Origin of the sequence: Bacteroides sp. MSK.18.37 (assembly GCF_019129155.2) — a bacterium.
In the GTDB taxonomy this organism is placed as follows: domain Bacteria; phylum Bacteroidota; class Bacteroidia; order Bacteroidales; family Bacteroidaceae; genus Bacteroides; species Bacteroides ovatus.
Window position 1 is genome coordinate 2,269,151 of sequence record NZ_JAHOIB020000001.1, and the last position, 22,789, is coordinate 2,291,939.

At 40.5% G+C, this 22,789-nt stretch carries 16 protein-coding genes; 6 read left to right on the forward strand and 10 right to left on the reverse strand.

The annotated features are described in order from the left end of the window. The first annotated feature begins 163 nt into the window (after nt 1-163). The 3 genes from KSX81_RS09635 to bglX are packed head-to-tail and all read left to right on the forward strand — an operon-like array spanning nt 164 to nt 5,604. Nucleotides 164-1,156, forward strand: a complete 993-nt coding sequence (locus tag KSX81_RS09635) for a glycoside hydrolase family 43 protein (protein ID WP_004322309.1) — start codon at nt 164-166, stop codon at nt 1,154-1,156. Between the two features lie 40 nt (nt 1,157-1,196). Continuing rightward, the gene (locus KSX81_RS09640; protein ID WP_004322310.1) at nt 1,197-3,308 is read left to right on the forward strand and encodes a beta-galactosidase; all 2,112 of its coding nucleotides are present in this window, start codon (nt 1,197-1,199) and stop codon (nt 3,306-3,308) included. A gap of 16 nt (nt 3,309-3,324) precedes the next feature. Beyond that, entirely contained in the window at nt 3,325-5,604 is a 2,280-nt protein-coding gene (gene bglX / locus KSX81_RS09645; RefSeq protein WP_004322313.1) for a beta-glucosidase BglX, read from the forward strand. Between the two features lie 216 nt (nt 5,605-5,820). Here bglX and KSX81_RS09650 read toward each other — a convergent pair whose 3' ends face one another. Then, the gene (locus tag KSX81_RS09650) at nt 5,821-6,258 is read right to left on the reverse strand and encodes a hypothetical protein (protein WP_004322315.1); all 438 of its coding nucleotides are present in this window, start codon (nt 6,256-6,258) and stop codon (nt 5,821-5,823) included. A 978-nt stretch (nt 6,259-7,236) separates the two neighbouring features. Here KSX81_RS09650 and KSX81_RS09655 point away from each other — a divergent pair. Next, nucleotides 7,237-8,790, forward strand: a complete 1,554-nt coding sequence (locus KSX81_RS09655) for an ATP-binding protein (protein WP_004322320.1) — start codon at nt 7,237-7,239, stop codon at nt 8,788-8,790. Between the two features lie 47 nt (nt 8,791-8,837). Here the strand turns inward: KSX81_RS09655 and KSX81_RS09660 are convergent, their stop codons facing one another. The 4 genes from KSX81_RS09660 to KSX81_RS09675 form a co-directional block, all read right to left on the reverse strand. Next, nucleotides 8,838-9,689, reverse strand: a complete 852-nt coding sequence (locus tag KSX81_RS09660; RefSeq protein ID WP_004299565.1) for a DNA/RNA non-specific endonuclease — start codon at nt 9,687-9,689, stop codon at nt 8,838-8,840. A gap of 210 nt (nt 9,690-9,899) precedes the next feature. Continuing rightward, nucleotides 9,900-11,972, reverse strand: a complete 2,073-nt coding sequence (locus KSX81_RS09665) for a DUF6359 domain-containing protein (protein ID WP_004322322.1) — start codon at nt 11,970-11,972, stop codon at nt 9,900-9,902. Nucleotides 11,973-11,992: 20 nt separating this feature from the next. Next, nucleotides 11,993-12,835: a DUF5689 domain-containing protein gene (locus KSX81_RS09670; protein WP_004322324.1), complete on the reverse strand. Its 843-nt coding sequence runs from the start codon at nt 12,833-12,835 to the stop codon at nt 11,993-11,995. A gap of 47 nt (nt 12,836-12,882) precedes the next feature. Beyond that, the gene (locus tag KSX81_RS09675) at nt 12,883-15,411 is read right to left on the reverse strand and encodes a TonB-dependent receptor (RefSeq protein ID WP_004299561.1); all 2,529 of its coding nucleotides are present in this window, start codon (nt 15,409-15,411) and stop codon (nt 12,883-12,885) included. 200 nt (nt 15,412-15,611) lie between these two features. Here KSX81_RS09675 and KSX81_RS09680 point away from each other — a divergent pair, with 200 nt between their 5' ends. Both KSX81_RS09680 and KSX81_RS09685 read left to right on the forward strand, forming a co-directional pair. Continuing rightward, a complete protein-coding gene (locus KSX81_RS09680; protein ID WP_004299560.1) occupies nt 15,612-16,637 on the forward strand; it encodes an endonuclease/exonuclease/phosphatase family protein in 1,026 nt (341 codons plus the stop codon). Next, a complete protein-coding gene (locus KSX81_RS09685) occupies nt 16,634-17,794 on the forward strand; it encodes a DNA/RNA non-specific endonuclease (protein ID WP_004299559.1) in 1,161 nt (386 codons plus the stop codon). Before KSX81_RS09680 ends, KSX81_RS09685 begins: the two co-directional genes overlap by 4 nt. A gap of 160 nt (nt 17,795-17,954) precedes the next feature. On the opposite strand, the gene KSX81_RS09690 is transcribed toward KSX81_RS09685, so the two are convergent. From KSX81_RS09690 to KSX81_RS09710, 5 genes are all read right to left on the reverse strand, one after another. Continuing rightward, a complete protein-coding gene (locus KSX81_RS09690; protein ID WP_004299558.1) occupies nt 17,955-19,217 on the reverse strand; it encodes an ATP-binding protein in 1,263 nt (420 codons plus the stop codon). Between the two features lie 146 nt (nt 19,218-19,363). Further along, nucleotides 19,364-20,656, reverse strand: coding sequence for an MgtC/SapB family protein (locus KSX81_RS09695; RefSeq protein ID WP_032852763.1), 1,293 nt, complete (start codon nt 20,654-20,656; stop codon nt 19,364-19,366). Nucleotides 20,657-20,714: 58 nt separating this feature from the next. Further along, a complete protein-coding gene (locus tag KSX81_RS09700; protein ID WP_004322328.1) occupies nt 20,715-21,182 on the reverse strand; it encodes a CYTH domain-containing protein in 468 nt (155 codons plus the stop codon). 118 nt (nt 21,183-21,300) lie between these two features. After that, a complete protein-coding gene (locus KSX81_RS09705) occupies nt 21,301-22,353 on the reverse strand; it encodes a porin (RefSeq protein ID WP_044919045.1) in 1,053 nt (350 codons plus the stop codon). Between the two features lie 235 nt (nt 22,354-22,588). Next, nucleotides 22,589-22,723: a hypothetical protein gene (locus tag KSX81_RS09710; protein ID WP_004299554.1), complete on the reverse strand. Its 135-nt coding sequence runs from the start codon at nt 22,721-22,723 to the stop codon at nt 22,589-22,591. Between the last annotated feature and the right edge of the window lie 66 nt (nt 22,724-22,789).

The window sequence follows — 22,789 nt, forward strand, 5'->3', positions numbered from 1 at the left end:
GAAAGTGAAAAAACAAATCAAAACAGCCCTTTACAAGCAGCAATATATGAAATAATTATTTTTCCGGCAATTTGGTTGATTCTCGCTATTTATTGGCAAATAATCAACCTTTATTTCATTGATTTTTCATCATTTTTGTGGCATAACTTTAATATTTATAGACATGAATTCCAAAATAGTATTCTTTTTCATGATTATGTGTTGCTGTTCAGTAACCTTATTTGCTCAAACAAATACGGGCAAAAAACAGACAAGTACTAATCCGGTTTTTGACGGTTGGTATGCAGATCCCGAAGGAGTCGTTTTCGGTGATAAATACTGGATTTATCCGACTTATTCAGCTCCTTTCGAACAACAATTGTACATGGATGCCTTTTCTTCCCCAGATTTGGTACACTGGAGAAAACACCCGAAAGTCCTTTCTGTCGAAAATATCAGCTGGTTAAGGAATGCTTTATGGGCACCTGCCGTGATAGAAGCAAATGGGAAATATTATTTCTATTTTGGAGCAAACAACATATATCATGAGAGTGAAGTGGGAGGTATAGGTGTGGCTGTAGCCGATCGTCCGGAAGGTCCTTTCAAGGATGCGCTCGGAAAGCCGCTGATTGGCAAGATCGTGAACGGAGCGCAACCTATTGACCAGTTTGTATTCAAGGACGATGACGGTCAGTATTATATGTATTACGGCGGTTGGGGACATTGCAATATGGTGAAGATGGGATCTGATCTAATCAGTATCGTACCTTTTGAAGACGGAACAACTTATAAAGAAGTGACTCCGGAAAATTATATAGAAGGACCTTTTATGCTTAAACACAATGGCAAATATTATTTCATGTGGTCAGAAGGCGACTGGACAGGACCCGATTATTGTGTAGCGTATGCCATTGCGGATTCGCCTTTTGGTCCGTTCAAAAGAGTCGGAAAGATTCTGGAGCAGGACACTAAAATAGCTAATGGTGCCGGACATCATTCCATTATCAAAGGTCCGGGAAAGGATGAATGGTATATTGTCTATCATCGCCGCCCTTTGGGTGAAACCGATGGGAACTACCGCATTACTTGCATTGACCGAATGTATTTTAATAAAAACGGTACTATCAAACCTGTAAAAATGACCTCCGGCGGAATAAAAGCCAGACCATTGCGCTAACCTGTTATTTATTATAGCGATGAAACTTAAAATAATATCCATGAAAAAGTCCTTATTAGTCTTAGCTTTATTGTTTTCATTGGTATCCTTTGCTCAATCTCCGGCCGATAAATCTTTTCCTCCGGAAGAGTTGTTTGCTCTAGGATCTTACTATTACCCCGAGCAATGGGATTCCTCCCAATGGGAACGTGATTTGAAGAAAATGTCGGAGATGGGAATCAAGTTCACCCATTTTGCGGAGTTCGCCTGGGCCATGATGGAGCCGGAAGAAGGAAAGTATGATTTTGAGTGGCTGGATCGTGCCGTCTCTTTAGCAGAGAAATATGGTCTGAAGGTAATTATGTGTACTCCTACTCCCACACCTCCCGTCTGGCTGTCAAAAAAGTACCCCGACATACTGATTCAGCGGGATAATGGAGTTTCTATTCAACACGGACGGCGTCAGCATGCTTCCTGGAGTAGCGACCGTTACCATCGTTATGTAGAAAACATTGTTTCCCGTCTGGCAATGCGTTATGGCAATCACCCTGCTGTTATCGGCTGGCAGATTGACAACGAGCCGGGACATTACGGAGTAGTGGATTACAGTGAAAATGCACAAATAAAATTCCGTGTCTGGTTACAGAAGAAATACGGCACCATCGACAAACTGAATGATACATGGGGCACCTCTTTCTGGAGCGAAACCTATCAGAACTTCGAGCAGGTTCGCCTTCCCAACCAGCAGGAGGTACCTGAAAAGCCCAATCCTCATGCCATGCTCGACCTGAACCGTTTTATGGCGGACGAATTGGCGGGCTTTGTTAATATGCAGGCAGACATCCTCCGGCGGCATATCCACAAAGACCAATGGATCACTACCAACCTGATTCCTGTTTTCAATCCGGTTGATCCGGTACGGATCGATCATACGGACTTCCTGACCTACACCCGCTATCTGGTGACTGGACATAATCAGGGAATAGGTAGCCAAGGTTTCCGGATGGGGATTCCCGAAGATCTCGGATTTTCAAATGACCAGTTTCGTAACCGTGTCGGCAAAACATTCGGAGTGATGGAACTACAGCCCGGTCAAGTAAACTGGGGAGTGTATAACCCTCAACCCTTACCCGGCGCTGTGCGTATGTGGGTGTATCACGTTTTTGCAGGTGGTGGGAAGTTTGTGTGCAATTACCGTTTCCGTCAACCTCTGAAAGGCAGTGAGCAATACCATTACGGCATGATAATGACCGATGGGGTGACTCTTTCTCCGGGCGGTGAAGAATATGTACGTATTACGCAGGAGATGAAAAAGCTTCGTGCCGCCTACGATAAGAAAAGCCGTATGCCCAAACAGCTGGCTTCCCGACGCATTGGACTGCTTTTCGATATGAACAACTATTGGGAAATGGAGTTCCAGCGTCAGACAGACCAGTGGCGGACGATGCCGCACATACATAAGTATTACAACCTGCTAAAGTCCTTCGCCGCTCCCGTCGATGTGATCTCGGAGAAGGAGGATTTTTCAGATTATCCCTTCCTGATTGCGCCGGCTTATCAGTTGCTTGATAACAATTTGGTAAAACGTTGGACTGAATACGTGAAGAATGGGGGACATCTGATTCTGACCTGCCGTACCGGTCAGAAAGACCGTGACTCCAAATTGTGGGAGGCTCCTTTAGCGGCTCCTATTCATCAACTGGCCGGAATAAACAGCTTGTACTATGACCATCTGCCTCACAGTCTCTACGGAAAAGTAGATTTCGGCAGTGAGGAATACGCCTGGAACAATTGGGCGGACGTACTAACCCCGGCTGCCGGAACAGATGTGTGGGCTGTCTATACAGACCAGTTTTATAAGGGAGCTGCTTCCGTGATACACCGTAGGCTGGGTAAAGGAACGGTCACCTATATCGGAACGGATACCGATGACGGCAAATTGGAGAAAGAAGTAGTACGTCGTGTATATACGGAAGCCGGCGTACCAACTGAAGATTTACTGTACGGAGTGGTGAAGGAATGGCGTGACGGTTTTTACATCGCCTTGAATTATACGTCGGACATTCAGGAAATAGTCATTCCCGATGAGGCAGAAGTACTGATTGGCAGTGCACGCCTTGAACCTGCGGGAGTAGTGGTGTGGAAAGAAAAATCGGACAACAAGTATAAATAACCCAATAACAAGAAAAATGAAGATAAGAAATCTTATATCTTGCGCCCTTTGCGGGCTTACTCTCTTTGCCTGCTCACCATCCGGGGGAGGGAAAGATAGGGAAATGGACCGTTTCATTACCGACTTAATGGACCGGATGACTCTCCGTGAGAAACTCGGACAATTAAACCTGCCTTCGGGCGGTGATCTCGTGACAGGTTCGGTGATAAACGGTGAACTTAGCGATATGATTCGCAAACAGGAAATAGGCGGCTTCTTCAATGTCAAGGGGATCCAGAAAATTAATGCCCTGCAACACCTTGCGGTAGAAGAAAGCCGGTTGAAAATACCTCTACTTGTAGGTGCAGACGTTATCCACGGTTACGAAACTATTTTTCCAATCCCATTGGCACTGTCCTGTAGTTGGGATACGCTGGCCGTCGAACGTATGGCACGCATCTCCGCCATTGAGGCCAGCGCAGACGGTATTAACTGGACATTCAGCCCGATGGTCGATATTTGTCGTGATGCCCGTTGGGGACGTATCGCAGAAGGGAACGGAGAAGATCCTTACCTGGGTTCTTTAATGGCAAAAGCGTATGTGCGTGGTTATCAGGGAAACAATATGCAAGGCAACGATGAAATACTTGCCTGCGTGAAACATTTCGCACTTTATGGGGCGTCCGAATCGGGACGCGATTACAATACAGTGGATATGAGCCGACTACGTATGTATAACGAATATCTGGCTCCTTATAAAGCTGCCGTTGACGCTGGTGTAGGCAGCATCATGAGCTCGTTTAATATCGTTGACGGTATTCCAGCCACAGCCAACAAATGGTTACTGACCGACCTGCTCCGGAATGAATGGGGCTTCGGAGGACTATTGGTAACAGATTACAATTCGATAGCCGAAATGTCCTCCCATGGTGTCGCCCCTCTGAAGGAAGCATCCATTCGCGCTTTACAGGCAGGAACGGATATGGATATGGTTTCATGCGGGTTCCTCAATACATTGGAGGAATCCCTGAAAGAAGCGAAGGTAACGGAAGAGCAGATTAATATGGCTTGTCGCCGTGTATTGGAAGCCAAATATAAACTGGGACTGTTCTCCAATCCGTATAAATATTGCGATGCCCTGCGTGCCAAAGAGAAACTTTATACGCCTGAACACCGTTCTGCTGCACGTGCGATTGCAGCTGAAACATTTGTTCTGTTGAAGAATGACAACAACCTGCTTCCACTTGAACAAAAAGGCAGGATTGCCCTGATCGGTCCAATGGCAGACGCACGTAATAATATGTGCGGTATGTGGAGCATGACATGTACGCCGTCTCGTCACAGAACATTGTTGGAAGGAATTCGTGCGGCAGCGGGTGACAAGGCTGAAATTCTATATGCGAAAGGCAGCAACATATATTATGATGCGGAAACAGAAAAAGCAGCTACGGGCATTCGCCCGCTGGAACGTGGAGACAACCGGGAACTGTTGGACGAGGCTTTACGCATGGCTTCCCGTTCAGACATCATTGTTGCCGCTTTGGGTGAATGTGCGGAAATGAGCGGTGAATCGGCTTCACGCACCAGTCTTGAGATACCCGATGCACAACAGGATTTATTGAAGGCTTTAGTGAAGACGGGCAAACCTGTCGTACTTCTTCTGTTCACGGGACGTCCTTTAGTCTTAAACTGGGAGGATGCGAATGTTCATTCCATATTGAATGTCTGGTTTGGCGGTAGCGAAACAGGGGACGCGGTTGCCGATGTATTGTTTGGCAAGATCACTCCAAGTGGCAAACTGACAACTACCTTCCCGCGTTCGGTGGGACAGCTGCCGTTATTCTACAATCATTTGAATACGGGTCGTCCTGATCCCGACAGTCATATATTCAACCGCTATGCCAGCAATTATCTGGATGAGAGCAATGAGCCTCTGTATCCGTTCGGATATGGTTTGAGTTATACGGACTTTGTTTATGGTGAGTTGCAGATTAGCTCGGAAACCTTGCCTAAAAATGGTGAGTTGACTGTGTCTGTCACTGTAACAAACAAGGGGAACTACGATGGTTACGAAACTGTACAACTGTATCTTCATGATATTTATGCGGAGATCGCCCGTCCGGTGAAGGAGCTGAAAGGTTTTGAACGCGTCTTCCTGAAGAGCGGGGAAAGTCGCGATGTTAAGTTTGTTATTACGGAAGATGACTTGAAATTCTATAATTCCGAATTACATTATGTTTACGAACCCGGAGAATTTGATGTTATGGTAGGACCGAACTCCCGTGATGTACAAACAAAAAGTTTCCAAGCAAAATAAAATAACATCTGATAAGTTACACCTATAATATTTATCATCTTCCACGTACAGATGGTTTAAGTTCCGGGTAAGATAAACATGAAACATTTACCAGATACGGATTATGCGGTCTTTTGATTGGCTAAAACTGTGTAATCCGTACCTGAAAAATAGTTATTGGAAATTTCCGGTACAACTCCGATATACTTTTTATCAGATGCTTGCCTCCATTCTTTGTCATCGTATCAGGCGCCTCAAGCCAGCACACAACCTTCCCATCCAACAAACACTAAAGTTTTTCTCATATTTTGCAAAAAGTTTCTCGCAATCCCGAATCCGGTTATTTTGTCTTTTCATGACTATTTGTATCTCTTTCATTCGAGCGATTTGCTCCCTTTGATTCAGGAGTTCTTTATCCTGATAACCAATGATTTCAGCATATAAAATACAAATCTTTGTCTTTCCAATACACAGGTCCTCTAATGTGTCGATATACTCGGCTGTAACTCGATCCTTATTCTGATGCAGGAATCCGATAAGGCTTTCTTCATCGACAGTGGTGATACCTTTCTCATACGACATCGGGAATCTTTTCATATCCGCCCAAAGCCAGATTACTTCTTTGTTGATTCCATACTTGGCCGCCGCTTCTTCTACGCTAATCCATTTTGGCATAATGCTTTTGTTTTAATGTGTTCCACAATAAAGATTGAATATTATTTTGTTTATGTGGAGCAACGGGCATTCACGTTTTCTGTATTTCGGGCGGACGGGAAATTGTTTAGGTTAGACTTTTGGGGGTAATCATAACCGACCGGACACAAAAAAGACGTGGATGCTGTTGCACCATTATCTACCTCCTAAGGCTAGCAATACCCTTGTACTAGACAATGATAACAACAGACACCCACGTCAATCGTTTATATATAACACATCTTTACCGGATATGTTGATATACAGTCGTTAACGTGGAGTATCTGTCGAATCATCTCTCCGTACAAAAGTTGCTAATTTTAGGAAGAGAGAGATAATACACATATACTCAATTAAGTAATATATAGCGCCTTCTACTAGTTTCATCACGCTGATGAGCAGAAAGCGTACGACAAAGATATACATATTTTTTTTATGTGGTGGAAATATGGGAATAAATGCTGGAAGTTATGTATATTCAGCAAACCGGCCCAATTGTAACTCCTGGGAGATTTGGTTCAGGACAGCCATATCCCTGAAATTTGATTCATTCCAGACTGTTTTGAATAAAATAATGGAGTATTCTGAAAACGTTGTGATAAATCTGAAAAAGACGATTGAGTTTTTAAGATTCCCCGTTATCTTTTTATTATAAGATATGGGTCAAAGGTGAGGGATGGTGAGGGTAGATTTATAACTTTCGTATTTTTTTTTATAGATAAAAAAGGAGATAGTATAGAAAATAATAAAATAAAAGGTTATAAATCTACCCTCACCATCCCTCACCCTTGACCCATTCATTAGCGCAACGTTTAACTCATTTCTGCACAAACAGTACGTACTGTTTTCTACACCTCATTCAGTTAAAAGCAACTATACTTATACTTTCCTTTTTTTAAAAGCTATGAAGTACCCGGAAATTTATTACCTTTGTGTAATTGATTTATAAAACCGGAGTATATGAGCACTAAAATTTATCCCATTGGTATACAGAATTTCGAAAAGATTCGTAATGACGGTTATTTCTATATTGATAAAACGGCATTGATGTATCAAATGGTAAAAACCGGTAGTTATTATTTCTTAAGCCGCCCGCGCCGCTTCGGAAAGAGTCTGCTCATCTCTACTCTTGAAGCCTATTTTCAAGGAAAAAAAGAACTGTTTGCAGGACTGGCTGTAGAAAGGTTGGAAAAGGATTGGATTAAATATCCGATACTACATCTGGACCTTAATATCGAGAAATATGACACTCTGGAGAGCCTGGATAATATACTCGAAAAATCGCTGACTGCTTGGGAAAAGCTCTATGGAGCCGAGCCATCCGAACGGTCATTTTCCCTGCGTTTCGCCGGCATCATTGAACGCGCCTGCAAGCAGGCAGGACAGCGCGTAGTCATTCTGGTAGATGAATATGATAAACCTATGCTGCAAGCCATCGGTAACGAAGAGCTACAAAAGAAATTCCGGGATACTTTAAAACCTTTTTATGGGGCACTTAAAACAATGGATGGGTGCATAAAGTTCGCGTTCTTGACCGGTGTCACCAAGTTCGGCAAAGTCAGCGTGTTCAGCGACTTGAATAATCTGGATGACATATCAATGCGGAAGGATTATGTTGAAATCTGCGGTGTCAGCGACCAGGAAATTCACGAAAATCTGGAAACAGAACTTCATGAATTCGCAGATGCACGCGGAATAACATATGATAGGCTCTGTACAGAATTAAAAGACTGTTATGACGGTTATCACTTTACGCATAATTCTATCGGCATATATAATCCGTTTAGTCTGCTCAATGCTTTCAAATATAAAGAGTTCGGTAGCTATTGGTTTGAAACGGGCACACCTACCTATCTGGTTAAGTTACTAAAAAAGCATCATTATGATCTGGAACGGATGGCACACGAAGAAACTGATGCACAAGTACTGAATAGCATCGACTCCGAATCAACCAACCCGATTCCAGTGATTTACCAAAGCGGATACCTCACCATTAAAGGATATGACGAACGTTTTGGCATATACCGTTTAGGTTTCCCCAACCGTGAAGTAGAAGAAGGATTCATTCGCTTTCTGCTTCCTTTTTACGCGAATGTGAATAAGGTGGAATCCCCATTTGAAGTTCAAAAATTCGTCCGTGAAGTAGAAACGGGAGATTATGATTCTTTCTTCCACCGCCTGCAGAGTTTCTTTGCCGATACGACTTACGAAGTAATCCGGGAGCAGGAACTACATTATGAGAACGTACTTTTCATCGTTTTCAAGCTGGTTGGCTTCTATACCAAGGTGGAATACCACACTAATGACGGGCGTATAGATCTCGTACTACAGACAGAGAAGTTCATTTATATAATGGAATTCAAGCTAAACGGAACAGCAGAAGAGGCTTTGCAGCAAATTAATGACAAACGCTATGCGCTACCTTTCGAAGCGGATGGACGGAAACTATTCAAGATAGGAATTAACTTCAGTGAGAAAACCCGTAATATCGAAAAATGGGTGGTAGAATCCTGAAGTATACCCCGCCTTGAAAAGAGACTGTTATTATTAACGTGGTGATCTTATTCCAATCCCGGCCACGCTTTTGTTGAATACGTAGCCTCAAGTGCATTTTCCAGATTATCATTCAGATTTGGGAAGAAATCAATTCCTGTCTTTTCTTCCAGTTCATCTATTGATAATGCATAGTCAACAAGTTTTATTGTTTTTGACGGTTTGCTGTCCGTATGTTCCATCCAGAAAGCAATTGCTTTGAAAGAATCTCCCTTTTTAAACAACAAAGCCATATAATAATATTTAGGAACAGGCTTGCTACGGTCGCCACCTATATATTCTTTGACTTGTTCTTCCTTATCAATCGTTCCGCCTTTTACTACATACAAGGTATCTGAAGCTGTACAGCTACGCCCCCATGACTGTACTTGCCCTTCCAATGCCAACCAAACACCTGTATTAAAATTGTTCCGTTGCGGACTCATATTCGTGTAATAAAAGGTTTGGTCGTTAGCTTCTTGTCGATAAAGTCTGTCGGCAGAAGCACAAAGATGCCCTCTATCATAACCTTTTTTCCCAAAATCTACTTGAGTACGCTGATATTCCGTATCAAGAGAAGGGTCCGGAATAAAATTATCGCCACGAGTTGCCCCTTGCAGTCTAGTTTGATTATCGAATCGAAAAGCAACCCAACGGGAATGCTTCTTACTCTTATCGTATTCCATACTGAAAGAGGTTACTTTCTGCCCATTGAAAGTGGTGTAGTGTGTTACAAACACATCGTTTGCACCATTGCGAAGTGCAGGTAGTTCTACGATGCCAGTGGCAAAATTATTGGAGTCGTTATTATCATCTTTATCACAAGCACAGAAACTTATACATAACAGACTCAACCCCCAATATAAAAATCTATAATTCATATATTGTATTATTATAATCAAACAAAATGGACGAAATTATATCTATCAAATAAATTCATTTAAATAAGCCATACAAGCTTCACGAACAAATATGAGAAACTCATAAAATTAGCATCTCTCTCATTCTTCTTTCCAGGATAAGAATAGAACAAGAGAGATGTTAAACTTAGATTAAAAGATTGCAATTAACTTATTGTCATAAAATGTATGTCATTCCTTCACTTCAACAACTTCAAAGTCATCAAAATAAATAAATCCAGAATTATCGCCTTCTTTATAAGTTCTCACTTCAAAACGTAATTTATTTGCTGTAGCTGGTGCTAGCAATGTTTTAGAATACTGTTGCCACTCTACATTATCAACAGAATAAGTACTAGGACGTAAATCATTAACATGATCATTCAAAGTAGTAGTTCCATCTACCCAGAATATCCACGGACGAGTTCTTGCATTTGGAGTATTATCCAAATACCAATATGATATTCGATAAGTTTTTCCTCCTTCAATTGTTATTTCCTGTTGAAGTTTATTGGTAGCTGTTGCATCCTGTTTCACGGAAAAGTTACCTCCGTGCACTATTGATGCTTCTTTGGTGATACCTGTATTGTAAGTTGCATTATCCCATGCCGTAGGTAAAGCCGCAGTCCAATTTTCAAATCCTGGATTAATCACCAAATTACCTTGTTCTGGCTCCGGGTCTACTCCTCCACCTCCTACAATACCTCCATCTTCAGTTTTCAAACTTGCATCATCTATCAACAAATCTTTTCCCGGACTTTTAGGATTCATAACAACCAAACATATCTTCTTTTCTTCTGTCAAAGAAAATGTGTAACTTTTTGTAACCCAATCCGCATTAGTGATCTCATTTACATATTCATCATATACATAACTTCCAGGTTTACCAGCTTCATCAATTGGAACATACCCCAAACGAGCACTAGTCTTATCAGCTGTAGCAGCCTTAAAATAAGCAGAAAACACATAAGTACCAGCCTTCAATGTCATTTCTATGCTACCTAGTCGCTTATTGCTTGATGGGTCTCCCTTTACTAAAACAGACGATGTACCACTCCGCTTATCAGTAGACTGTTCTAGAGTTGCACTGCTTGCTGTAGATACAGACTTCCAACCCGTCGGATATCCATCAGCCCAGTTTTCAAAACCTCCATTAGTTAACAATTCAGTACCTTCTCCCGGTCCAGGAACTTCTCCGCCTCCTTCACCATACAAAATATCATCAATTCCATAAGTCTGTACCTCTTCACCTCGCATTGCCATATACTGGAAACCAACAAAACCATTCTGCCCCGCATAAGTACTTAAATCTACCTTTAAATCACTTGTCCATTGATATGTACCAGAAGTAGGGATACCAGTAACAGATATTTCATGGCGTTCCATTTTACCATCTTTCATCTGCAAGAAGAATACCTTCAGAGACATTGTTTCAGAATACTTATTTACAGTAGCTTTAAAAGTAAATTGCTTATCGGCATTAACTGTAAAATAAGGAGTCACAAACCAATATTCTGCTGTCTCACCACTATTTACCCCATAAGTTGAAGCTGCCAAATATTTTTGAGGATCATAAATAGCACCTTGCCAAATTCTATTTCCTTTAACAGCCTTATTAATCCAACCAGCTTTTGAATAATCTGCCTGATGTTGAACATCGTCAAAATTATTAGATAAATCTACTAATGGAGCTACTGAAGTATCTAATCCCAGAGGATTATCAGGATCTAAATCTTCTCCACCTTGTTCTTCGCCAATCTCTTTATTATTAAATACTGCAGCTGTTGTATTTATCAATGCTGCTTTTCCAAAACCAGCACTTAACTCACCTTGAATCAACAAGATTCCTCCTTTATTTTCAGGATGGTCTTTCAAGTTTAAAGCAGTAGACAGTTCACTTCCATTCTTTATTTTAACCGGCAAGCATTTACTTTCATTGGTTTCATCTGGACTTTCAGCAATCAGCACATTAGATGTTATAGTAAAAGGAGCTGTAAAGCTGGCCTTATTGCCTGCAAATTCCCCTTTATCATCATATACATTTTCTATAGCACCCACAATATATCCTTGCACCCAAGCTATGGAACCGTCTTGTTTCTGTTGTGCAGCTTCTATATTATATGGATTCTCTTTCGTACCATCACCCGTCAGTCCCGGAACATCACCTTCTCCCAATATATCATAAGGAGCCGGTACATCACTACATGAACTAAATGTGAACACTGTAAGCAGTGTCAAGAATAAAGCATTTAGAATCTTTTTCATAATTATATGTGTTAATTGAATTAATTATTTCGTTTGATATCGCTTAAAGTACGAACAACAACCTCCCACTGGTTATTGTAACGCAACAAAATACCTGTAATATTTACACTACCTTGCGGCATTACTTCCATTGAGAAGTTTGCATAAGCACTGGTATAAAGGAATAGATTACTTCCACTCTGCGTACCGTCAGCATAAGTGAAATAACGTTTTACTGAACCTTCATCTCCTGGAGCATAAGTCGCTGTTCCATCTGCTTCGGAAAGTTTTATATCTTTGAAAGTAACCAGTACCGGAGCTTCTTTCAAGTCTATAGCAGCAAGATCAGCTGGAGTAGTAATTTCAATCGGTGTCAGTTCTGGATAGTATAATTTAGGTTCATTAATCAGACGTACATGTTGTTTCCATACATATTCCGGCATACGGCCTACTGCATTATTATAAACAGTTCCGATCTGTGCCTGTTTACGATAGCTACCTATCTGCAAACCCTTACAGTCAATCACGACTTTCTGACCTACCGGGCAGAATGCATACAATCCGGTTGCATTAACACCAATAACGATCGCTCCTGTTTCATCTGCCACCACGAGCTTCTTATACAAGTTTCCACTTTCATCATCGCAGGTAATTACCCCTTCAATACGTGTCTCATCTTCAATAGTCGTATAAGTATCTTTGCTCGTATCAATGAAATCATTATATTTCTCTTTCAATGCCGCTATTGAAATCGTACGTCCTTCCGGGATCGAATTATTGCCATAAGCATTTCCCGTCACCGGATCATCATAGTTCTCACAGGAAGTGAGACCTGCGCCACATAGCAGTAATCCGATACATAATATAGATAGTAATTTCTTCATAATTGTTTCTTCCTTTCTTTTTGTTTTGGATTGATAACTACACATTCTTAAAATCTATAACCAATGTTCAAGAAAGCATTGAACGGGAATGCGTAGAAATACTTAGAATTCTTGGAAAACTTGTAAACACGTGCGTCACCGTCTTTGTAATTATCATCACGGTTTTGTTCGAAACCACCTGTACGCAAATCTGTATTGTTCAGGATATTAGTCAAACTTAAATTGAGACTAATGCTCTTTCCATTGCGCAAACGGATATATTTTCCAATAGAAGCATCCAACATAAATCCGCCATCCAGTTTCTCCTGACCCGGTACATTGAGAACCGGATTTCCGTTAGCATCTACACCGGCACCATTCTTATCCAATACACTGCCAAGACGACGATAGCTTGAGAAATCGATATATACACGATCATAATAATTTCCTGTCAAATTGAAGAACCAACCTTTTACGTTATAATCCAAAGCAAGACTATAAGCAGAAAGCGGAGTGCCATTGGCACGCATACCTTTAGCATAAACACGGTCGAGGTTTGACTCATTCTCACTTTCATACGTCAACACAGCATCCGGATTATTGGTATACTTAGCTTCGCTCCAAGTACCGATAGCTGTTAATGACAGCTCACTTGTCAATTTAAAGGTAGCAGCAGCTTCTATTCCCCAATGTTCCTTTTCAATACCGTTCATAGAAAGATAAGTGAAACGTGCTTCGCTATCGTTATAGAAAGCATCCATTTCTACTTGATTCTGGAAACGAGTGTAATAACCCGTTAAACGTCCCATCACCCAAGGAGTATTGAAGTTGTAAGTCAAATCACCACCAATGATACGCTCTGTTTTCAAATCTCTCACAAAATCGTTCTTAATACGCGGAGCGATGAAAGAGTTGTAAGCCAGCGGTGCACGTTCTTCATATCCGGCATTCAACGTAAAGGAATGATTGCCATTGATAGCCCAATTCAGACCAGCTTTTATACCGCCTTCCAGGAACTTCGCCGTACCGCTACTACCTAGTGATTTCAATGGCGCACGTCCGTTTCTCATCAAGCCATCACGGAACATTTGTGTAGATCCGATTTTACCGGAAGCAAAATAATTTAATGATCCACCATTATTACCCTGGTAACGTACCCATGCGCTCTGCTTATTCACATAGATGTTATAGTCATAACCAAATTTATCACCTTCACCAATACGACGGTTAGGATTATCGAGGTCATTCTGCACCATGCTGGAACTAGCGCCATGGTCACGTACTGCGAACTTGTCGACATCCGTATAAAGCTGTCCACCCAGCAAGTCTTTCATTTTCTTATAATGCATACCTTTGGTTGTATTCACTGCAATTCCAGCAACATAGCTATTGCGCTCATTCCATTGATGATTGAATACAGAACTCAAGTTGAAAGCTAACTGGTCGTCGTGACGTTCTTCCACATAATAAAGCGTCTCTTTACCTAATGCATTCGCTTGTTTATTGGCAAAATAAAGAGCATCCCAATCCAACTGGCGATAAGCTTTATTATTCTTCCAATTATCAGTAACCTCATTAAACTGCTGCAGTTCATCGGCAGTAGGAACGGATTCCCACACGTCGAAGATAGAGCTAGGCAATTTTTTATAATAATCCGGACGCGGATCGGCTGCATTACCATTCCAGCCTAAAGCACTTTTACCATAATTGGAATATTTGAATCCGGCACTCGTCACCAGTTTCTTATTATCATCAATGGTGAAATTCCATGAAGCGATGGCTGATGGCTCGAACTGGCGTACAATACGCGCATTTCTTTTTTCTCCATTCTGATATCCCCAGTTCGGATTATAATAATGACTGTTTGCTAAATAATAGGCTTCTTCAGTTGCCGCCATTTGCTGCCCTCTCTCTGTAGGTGTTCCCCAAGTTGCCAAAGAAAGACTATGGCGATCATTGAATACTTTCTCTGCACCGAGGAAGTAAGAAAAAGAGTTGTACTTGATTCCTTCAATATTTCCCTCGTTACCCCAACGATATCCCAATGAACCGGTAAAGGCCCATCCATTATTCATCAGACCTGTAGAATAAGTATACATTCCACGCAAGATATAGTTGCGGTTACTACCTGATAAGGTTAGTTTTGAACCGGCCGCATATTGGCTGGCACGTAAATTGATATTGGAAGCTCCCCCTATGGCTCCGAAAGTAAAGTTGTTAATTTCAAAAGGACCGATCCCCTCCTTATTACGGGTAGCATCGTTCAATCCTCCTATTAATCCGTAACTGAAACGTCCTGTTTCTGCATCATTAAACTGTACCCCATTGATATACATGTCACTATACTGGGAATCATATCCCCTCACACGAAATCTCATTGGGCTAAACAGATAACCTACATTTGACAGATAAACATCATTGTTAGAAGTGACCAATGCAGATGTGCTCTGTGCTGCATCATCATCCTCATTCAATTGTGATTCTGTAAACATGAAAGAAGCATTGTCCTCACGGGCGTTTTGCTTTGCCTTTTGCTGAGCAAAAAGTGCTGGCATTAAGCAAAATAGCACGATCGCTAACCCTAGTCGTTGTTTCATAATTTAATTTATATTAATGTTAATTGGTCTTTCGCTTTGCAATACAAATGAAATAAGCTGTTACGCAAAATAACAAAGAATTTTATAAATAACAATGTTTTTTACAAAAAAAGTAACTCGCAAGGGTGGGTTTTTCGTTTTCTTTTTAGATATTTGTCATACAAATGACAAATTACCCACTTTTAAAATCAATTTCAAAGATGAAAAAAAGCTTAATGACTTTAGGTGTACTCGCTCTTTTCGTCCTCATGGCCTATGGACAGGAAAAGAAATTTGCCCTCTACAGTGTAGCGTTCTACAATATGGAGAATTTGTTTGATACCATTCACGATGAAGGTAAGAATGACTACGAGTATCTTCCTAACGGTACTAATCAGTGGAATACGATGAAGTATAAGGCTAAGCTGAAAAACATGTCGGAAATATTAAGCCTGTTAAGTACCGACAAGTTGCCAATGGGTCCCGCCATTATCGGCGTTTCTGAAATCGAAAATTACAGAGTATTGGAAGACATACTGAAGCAACCAGCTTTAGCGGACAGAGGGTACCGATATGTTCACTACGAAGGAGAAGATCAACGTGGTGTGGACTGTGCTTTCTTCTATAATCCCAAATTGTTTGAACTGACAAATAGTAAACTCGTACCTTATGTATATATCAATGATACAGTGCATAAGACACGTGGTTTCCTGATTGCCAGCGGCAATATCGCAGATGAGAAAATGCACTTTATCGTCAATCACTGGCCTTCGAGAGCTGCCGCTTCTCCAGCACGTGAACGCGCAGGAGAACAAGTTAGAGCTATCAAAGATTCACTGTTAAGGGAAGACTCCGCAGCCAAAATTGTTATCATGGGGGATATGAACGATGACCCGATGGATAAAAGTATGGCTGTAGCACTTGGAGCTAAACGGAAACCTGTTGATGCAGGTCCTACAGACTTGTACAATCCATGGTGGGATACTTTGAAGAAAGGATATGGAACTCTGATGTACAAAGGTAAATGGAATTTGTTCGATCAAATTGTATTCACCGGAAATTTGTTGGGCACTGACCGCAGTACACTGAAATTCTATAAACATGAAATCTTCAGCCGTGATTTTATGTTCCAAAAAGAAGGAAAATATAAAGGATATCCTAAACGGACACAGGCAGGTGGTGTATGGCTAAACGGATATAGCGATCACTTGCCTACTATTATTTATCTAATTAAAGAAGTGAAATGACAAAAGCATTATTTAAACTATTCATCCTGTTCATAACTTGTAGCACTGCAATCTCATGTAGTGAACAGGATTCGCCTGAACTTCCAGACAACTCAGGCAATACCAATCAAGGAATTGCCTCTATTGACCAAACACAAATCAATGCCAATGGAGGCGGATTTATCATTCGTGTAAAAGCTGATGGCACATGGCAGGCTTCAAGTAGTGAGACTTGGTGTACATTGAGTAGAACATCCGGCAATGGAAATGGCTCTATCAGTGGATATATGAAAGCAAATACCGGAGCTGAACGAAGTGTCATTATTACAATCACAGCCGGAAAAGAGGAGGCCAAATTCACACTCAAACAATTAGCAGGCAATGGTTCAAATCCTGTTCCAGATCCGGAAAAACCTTCGGGATATGCAAGCATGCTTGAGATTCCAGCGTTAAAAGGTGGAAGTATGAACCAATTTATCACTCATACAACTAAACGGAATGGCAAAGATTACCCAACTTATAGTTTGGAATACAGTTACAAGTATAAACATTCTTATTGGATAGCTTATCGTTTCGACAATACAACAGGCGGAAATGTTGGACGTAATGAAGCATACAAACCCGATCCTGAATTACCATCACAATATGCGGCAAAGCACAACGACTATACAAATTCCGGATATACTAGAGGGCATTTATGCGCATCATCAGACAGACAGTACTCCAAAGAGGCCAATCAACAAACATTCTATATGTCAAACATAAGCCCGCAATCTGGTAACGGATTCAATCAAAGTGGAAGTGCCTGGAATACGGGAGAAGACAAAGTACAAGCATGGGGATATAACATTTCAAGATCAACAGATACACTATATGTTGTAAAAGGAGGAACTATTGGAGAAGGCATGATAAAAGGATATATAAAAAATGAGATAGCTATTCCAAAATATTTCTTTATGGCAGTACTTTTCCGTAGCGGAGATAATTATAAAGCAATAGGATTTTATATGCCTCACGAAAATCTTAAAGATGATCCTGACAAAAAAGACCCAAAGAAATATCTCATGTCGATTGATGCTTTGGAACAAGAAACTGGCATAGATTTCTTCCATAATCTACCCGACAATATCGAAAATACAGTAGAAGCAACTTATAATGTAAATGATTGGCAGTGGTAAAAAACAAGACACGTTACTAGCAATCATTAGATAAAAGATTTCATGTGATTTTTAAATATAATAAAAAAGAGGGGTGCACATTAATCTGGCATACCCTCTTTTAATATTTAGTCCTGAATTTTTATTATCCAGGCATCTTTACAAATCAGGAATAGCTTATTCATCCTTCATCATCCAGCAACCACCTCCACACCGGCACAACCCGAATCGTCTTCTCTCCTTCTACGATCATTTCCTCTTCGTCTCTGGTAATAATACACAGATCATCCACTGCCACATTTTCTGCAAGTTTCAGTAAGGCATTCACTTCTCGTTTTCGAGTCTCCGGATCTTTTAAACTATATGATACTTGTATGGCCTTATGCCCTTCATCCAGATAAAAGTCTACTTCTATATTCCGATGATAGAAATATAAATCATCGCCATACCGTTTTTTTAATGTAACTGCCACGAGATTTTCCAATAAAGAAGTTTCCGGATCCATTAAAAACAGACTAAGTATTCCATTATCCATAAAATAATATTTTTTATTGGACACTTTATCGGCTAACTTACTAGCGTAGTTTTCTAAAGAAAACATGATCCAGGTATCTTCCAGATAATTCAAATAGTCTATAATAGTATCAGTGGTAATCTTCTTGCCTGTGGAAGATACTAAATTAGCCAGACGAGTGAAAGAAGAAGGCTGCTTCACGCTTTCAGCCAGTTTTCGAATGAGTACCTTTAACGCCATATCATTTCGAATAGAATAACGAGCCACTAAATCACCGAAGAATATCTTATTAAAAAGACTACTCAGCCATTGTCGTTTCTCTTGTCCCTCGGCCACTAACAGTTCGGGTAAACCACCAAAACGAAAGTAAGTATCGAAATGTCGGACTACCTCCGAACGGTTCTTATAAATCCAAAGCTTATCTAATTGAACACCGTTAGATGACAAATACTCACGAAACGAGAAAGGATAGACGTATTGAATCATAAAACGTCCCCCTAAAGTAGTAGCTATATCCTTACTCAACATCTTAGCATTGCTCCCTGTTACATAAACCCTGTACTTCTGATCGGCAAGCCGTCGGACAAATTGTTCCCAATGCGGTACAATCTGTATTTCATCTAAAAAAAATATAGGACGATGAGAATACATCTCTTCATAACATCTCTTTATCATATCAAGATGTTCTGTATCCATACCAGCTATTCGCTCATCCTCAAAATTAAAGAAAAGAATCTCTTCCGGTGAAATACCTGTCTCTATTAAATGATGTATCTGCTGATACATCAAATAAGACTTCCCAACCCGACGTAAACCTACAAAGACATAATTGAAGTTATCAGATAGAGTCACCGCACGTTTCACGAATGACACGCTCTTTACAAACTGCTGATATTCAGCTATCAATCCTTTTATCAGTTCCTTATCCATTTTACATTATCGATTATATTCGACAAATATAGACTATTTTTATCGAATATAATCGATAAAAATATCTCTATTTTATCGATTATATTCGACAAAATAATAAATTACTAGAATTTGAGCCTATGAAAAAGAACCTATTACTCTATTTCTTAAATATAAAAGAACAGCAACAAAACGAGATTACAAGCAATTACCACACCGAATCCTCCCAAAATCCAAGGACGAAGTTTACTTCCCTTCCCTGCAAAGAATAGAGCATAGAACATATTTACCATTATATTGCTAATGATAGCCTGCATACTACAAGCAGTAATTATCAATGCAGCCACACTACCTGTATTTTGCAACAAGTTTAAGATGAAAGGAGTTATATCACTAAAACCGGAAACAAAAGACAAGAGATTTAATCCGCCTGTGCCCGCATACACTAACGTATAGTGAGTTAAGAAAGTGAATATCACAAAGAGTACGGCAAAAATCAAAGCAACTTTAAATTCCAACGGGTTGCTACTATCATCCTCTTCTGTTTCAGCAGACTGGTCTTCCGGTCGTTTTTGCCGGGAATGGATAAACCAGGCAACAATAGCCGCGACTACAGCCATAGTCAACAGATATGGATAAATAGACAGGAAGATTTCTCTACTGAAAATAAGTATCAGTATCATAAATCGCAGAAACATCATGCTAACAGCCAGCAACATGGCAGCAACATAATCAGTCGCTTCCTGCTCTGATGCTTTTCGGCTTTTACGGGCAAGTACCGAGATCGTAGCCGTACTGCTGTATAATCCACCAATAATACCAGAAACTAACGTGCCGGATTCATGGAATACATACCTTTTTAATAGATAAGAGAGATAGGAAATGCCGGATACTACTACCGTTGCCAACCAAATAGAATAAGGAGTAAGATTAATATCCGGAATCAGATTCTTATGCGGAAGCATCGGTAATATGATACCGCTGATAGCCAAGAACTTGGCTAACGTAATCATTTCATCATTCTTCATCCGTTGCGCAAACTCCGTAAAAGTATGTTTGAGTTCAGTCAGCAGGAGCACAGTCACAACTACCATAACATAAAACCAGGAAGGTTGGGTAGCTACGATAGGAGCCATACAATAAGTAATCAGGGCAATAATGATGGTAGTTACACCAAAAACATGAAATTGTGATTGCTTTACATAATAGTTTAATCCCAACAGCAATCCCAATACCGCTCCACCTCCCATAAACAGACGCATATCCGTAGGGTCTAAGATATAAAGCAAGTAACCCAGTATACCAATAAAGGTAAAGGTGCGGTCGGTTCCGAAAAGAGTAGTTTCCCCCTCACGCTTCAGACTGATTCGACGTTGCGAAAGTCCGATTAATAAAGAAAACAAGGTTACTAAAACAAAAGTAACCAATTCACGCGGCACATAACTGTACAACTGTTCCATATCCATATACTGCTCTCTTTTTTATATAAGAACAAATATACGGTTTATTTGTTAACGCTCACCACGTTTTATACGGTTTTTTCATTAGCTGTGAGTTATAGTAGCGTATGTCGCCCGTTACCTCCTCACCGATAAAGTCGGGCTTTACAAAAGCCTCATCTTCCGATTCCAACTCTACTTCTGCCACAATAAGTCCTTCATTCTCACCATAAAACTCGTCGACTTCAAATACATGTTTGCCACTACGTACCAAATAACGGATCTTGTCAATAATCCCCGGTTCGCAAAGCCTCATCAATTCTTCTGCTTCTGATAAGGCCAGTTCCTTTTCCCATTCATAACGACTGGTACCGGAAGCATTAGAAGCTCCCTTTATTGTCAGATAACCTTTATCATCCCGAATACGAACCCGGACAGTACGCCCGCGAGCACTACTGATATACCCCTGCACAATGTGACTTTGCGCAAAAGCCGAAGACTTGAATTCACCGATAACTAAAAATTTACGTTCTATTTCCTGTGCCATGGCACAAAGATAAATTAAAAATTGAAAATTGAGAATTAAAAAATGATAGTTTGACATCTCACATCATGTATCAGAAAACTACAATTCTTAATTCTCAATTTTCAAGTCTCAATTTATTTCAGAATCTCGTCATAAACTCAATCACGATTTTGTCCCGTTCCGATTCTTTTGGAACGCCGGAGTTCTTATAGAAATATTTCTCGAAGTTCAATCGGAGGTCGGCAATGAAAGCTTTGGAAAGACTTAGCGTGATTCCACCCGTCACACGATGTCGGGCATAATCATTTATAATCAGAGCTTTTGTCGTTTCATCCATCTTGCCATCACTATGATCGGTCATCATATCATAGCGAGCCAGGAAGGAGATTTTATTGAATACTTTCTTTAATGGTAAATCGTAATTAATAAAACTATTCACTGCATGAACATCTTTAAATGCTTCGTGACCGTACATTTTATATAAATATTCCGCCTCAATATGAAAACGGTCATTCTGATAATAGATACCGGCATCGTACATATTAATCCGCACATTTTCCGGTTTTATCATTTGGGTGCTAAGTGTCAGATTCCAGTTCTTATTGGGCAATAACTGCGCTTTTATGGAGTAATTCAGCGTTTTATGCCATTCTTTCTGATTTGTCAGACCGGAGCCGTTAAACAATCCCCCTTCAAGAATAAATGGGATACCTTTTTTATTCGTATAACCAGCCGTCAAACCGACATCACGCACATTTCCTACTTGCTTGGCAATGAATGAACGGTTGGCAAAATACTGCTGATGTGGTGAGCGGTGAGCATCTATCGTGAAAGGAACGCGCATCTGACCGATCGTAAAATTCAGGTCTTTCACCGGAAAAACACGTGCATACGCATCAAGCATCTTGATAGAGCCTTCATCGGAAAGGTCGATTTCCGCTTTATAAGCAACTATCGGATGCACATTTCCCGAAACACTGAAGCGTGCATTACGTACTTCAAAACGGCTTTCACTTGTTTCTGTCTGGTATTCGTACTTTCCCCGGATTGTTCCGTGAATCTCCGGCAGATAATCCTTAAACTCCATGGTCTGTTTATCCAGCATCTTACCATCCCCTGCATCTTCTTTTGCCTGTCCAAAGGCCATTGTCGCCAGCAAAAGCATAACGACGGTTGTTCTGATTCTACTCATTTCAGTTGTCTGCTACTAAATTCACGGCAAAAGTACAACTGTGAGGATACACGGAGATGACAAATTAACTACGGGAAAATGACAGAAAAGTTACATTTATATTACAGAGAACACAAATGCATTACAAAACAAAGAGTTCGCCACAAATTACGCAGATTAACACAGATCGGATTTGATATTTATCCTATCAATAACCAAACAATCTGGGTTAACCGTATAATTTGTGGCGAACTTATCAGCCGAAAAAGGAAAATGCGATCAGCATAATCAATGCCAAAATAATTAATGAGACGAACACTATTTTGACAACCTTCTGGGCTTGTTCTTCTTCTTTCTTACTAATTGCTACTTTTTTCTTCACCTTACCCATAATAGTTAGCTTTAAAGTTCAACGCTAACAAAGTAAGTACAAATCTATTAACTTTCCAAAAATAAT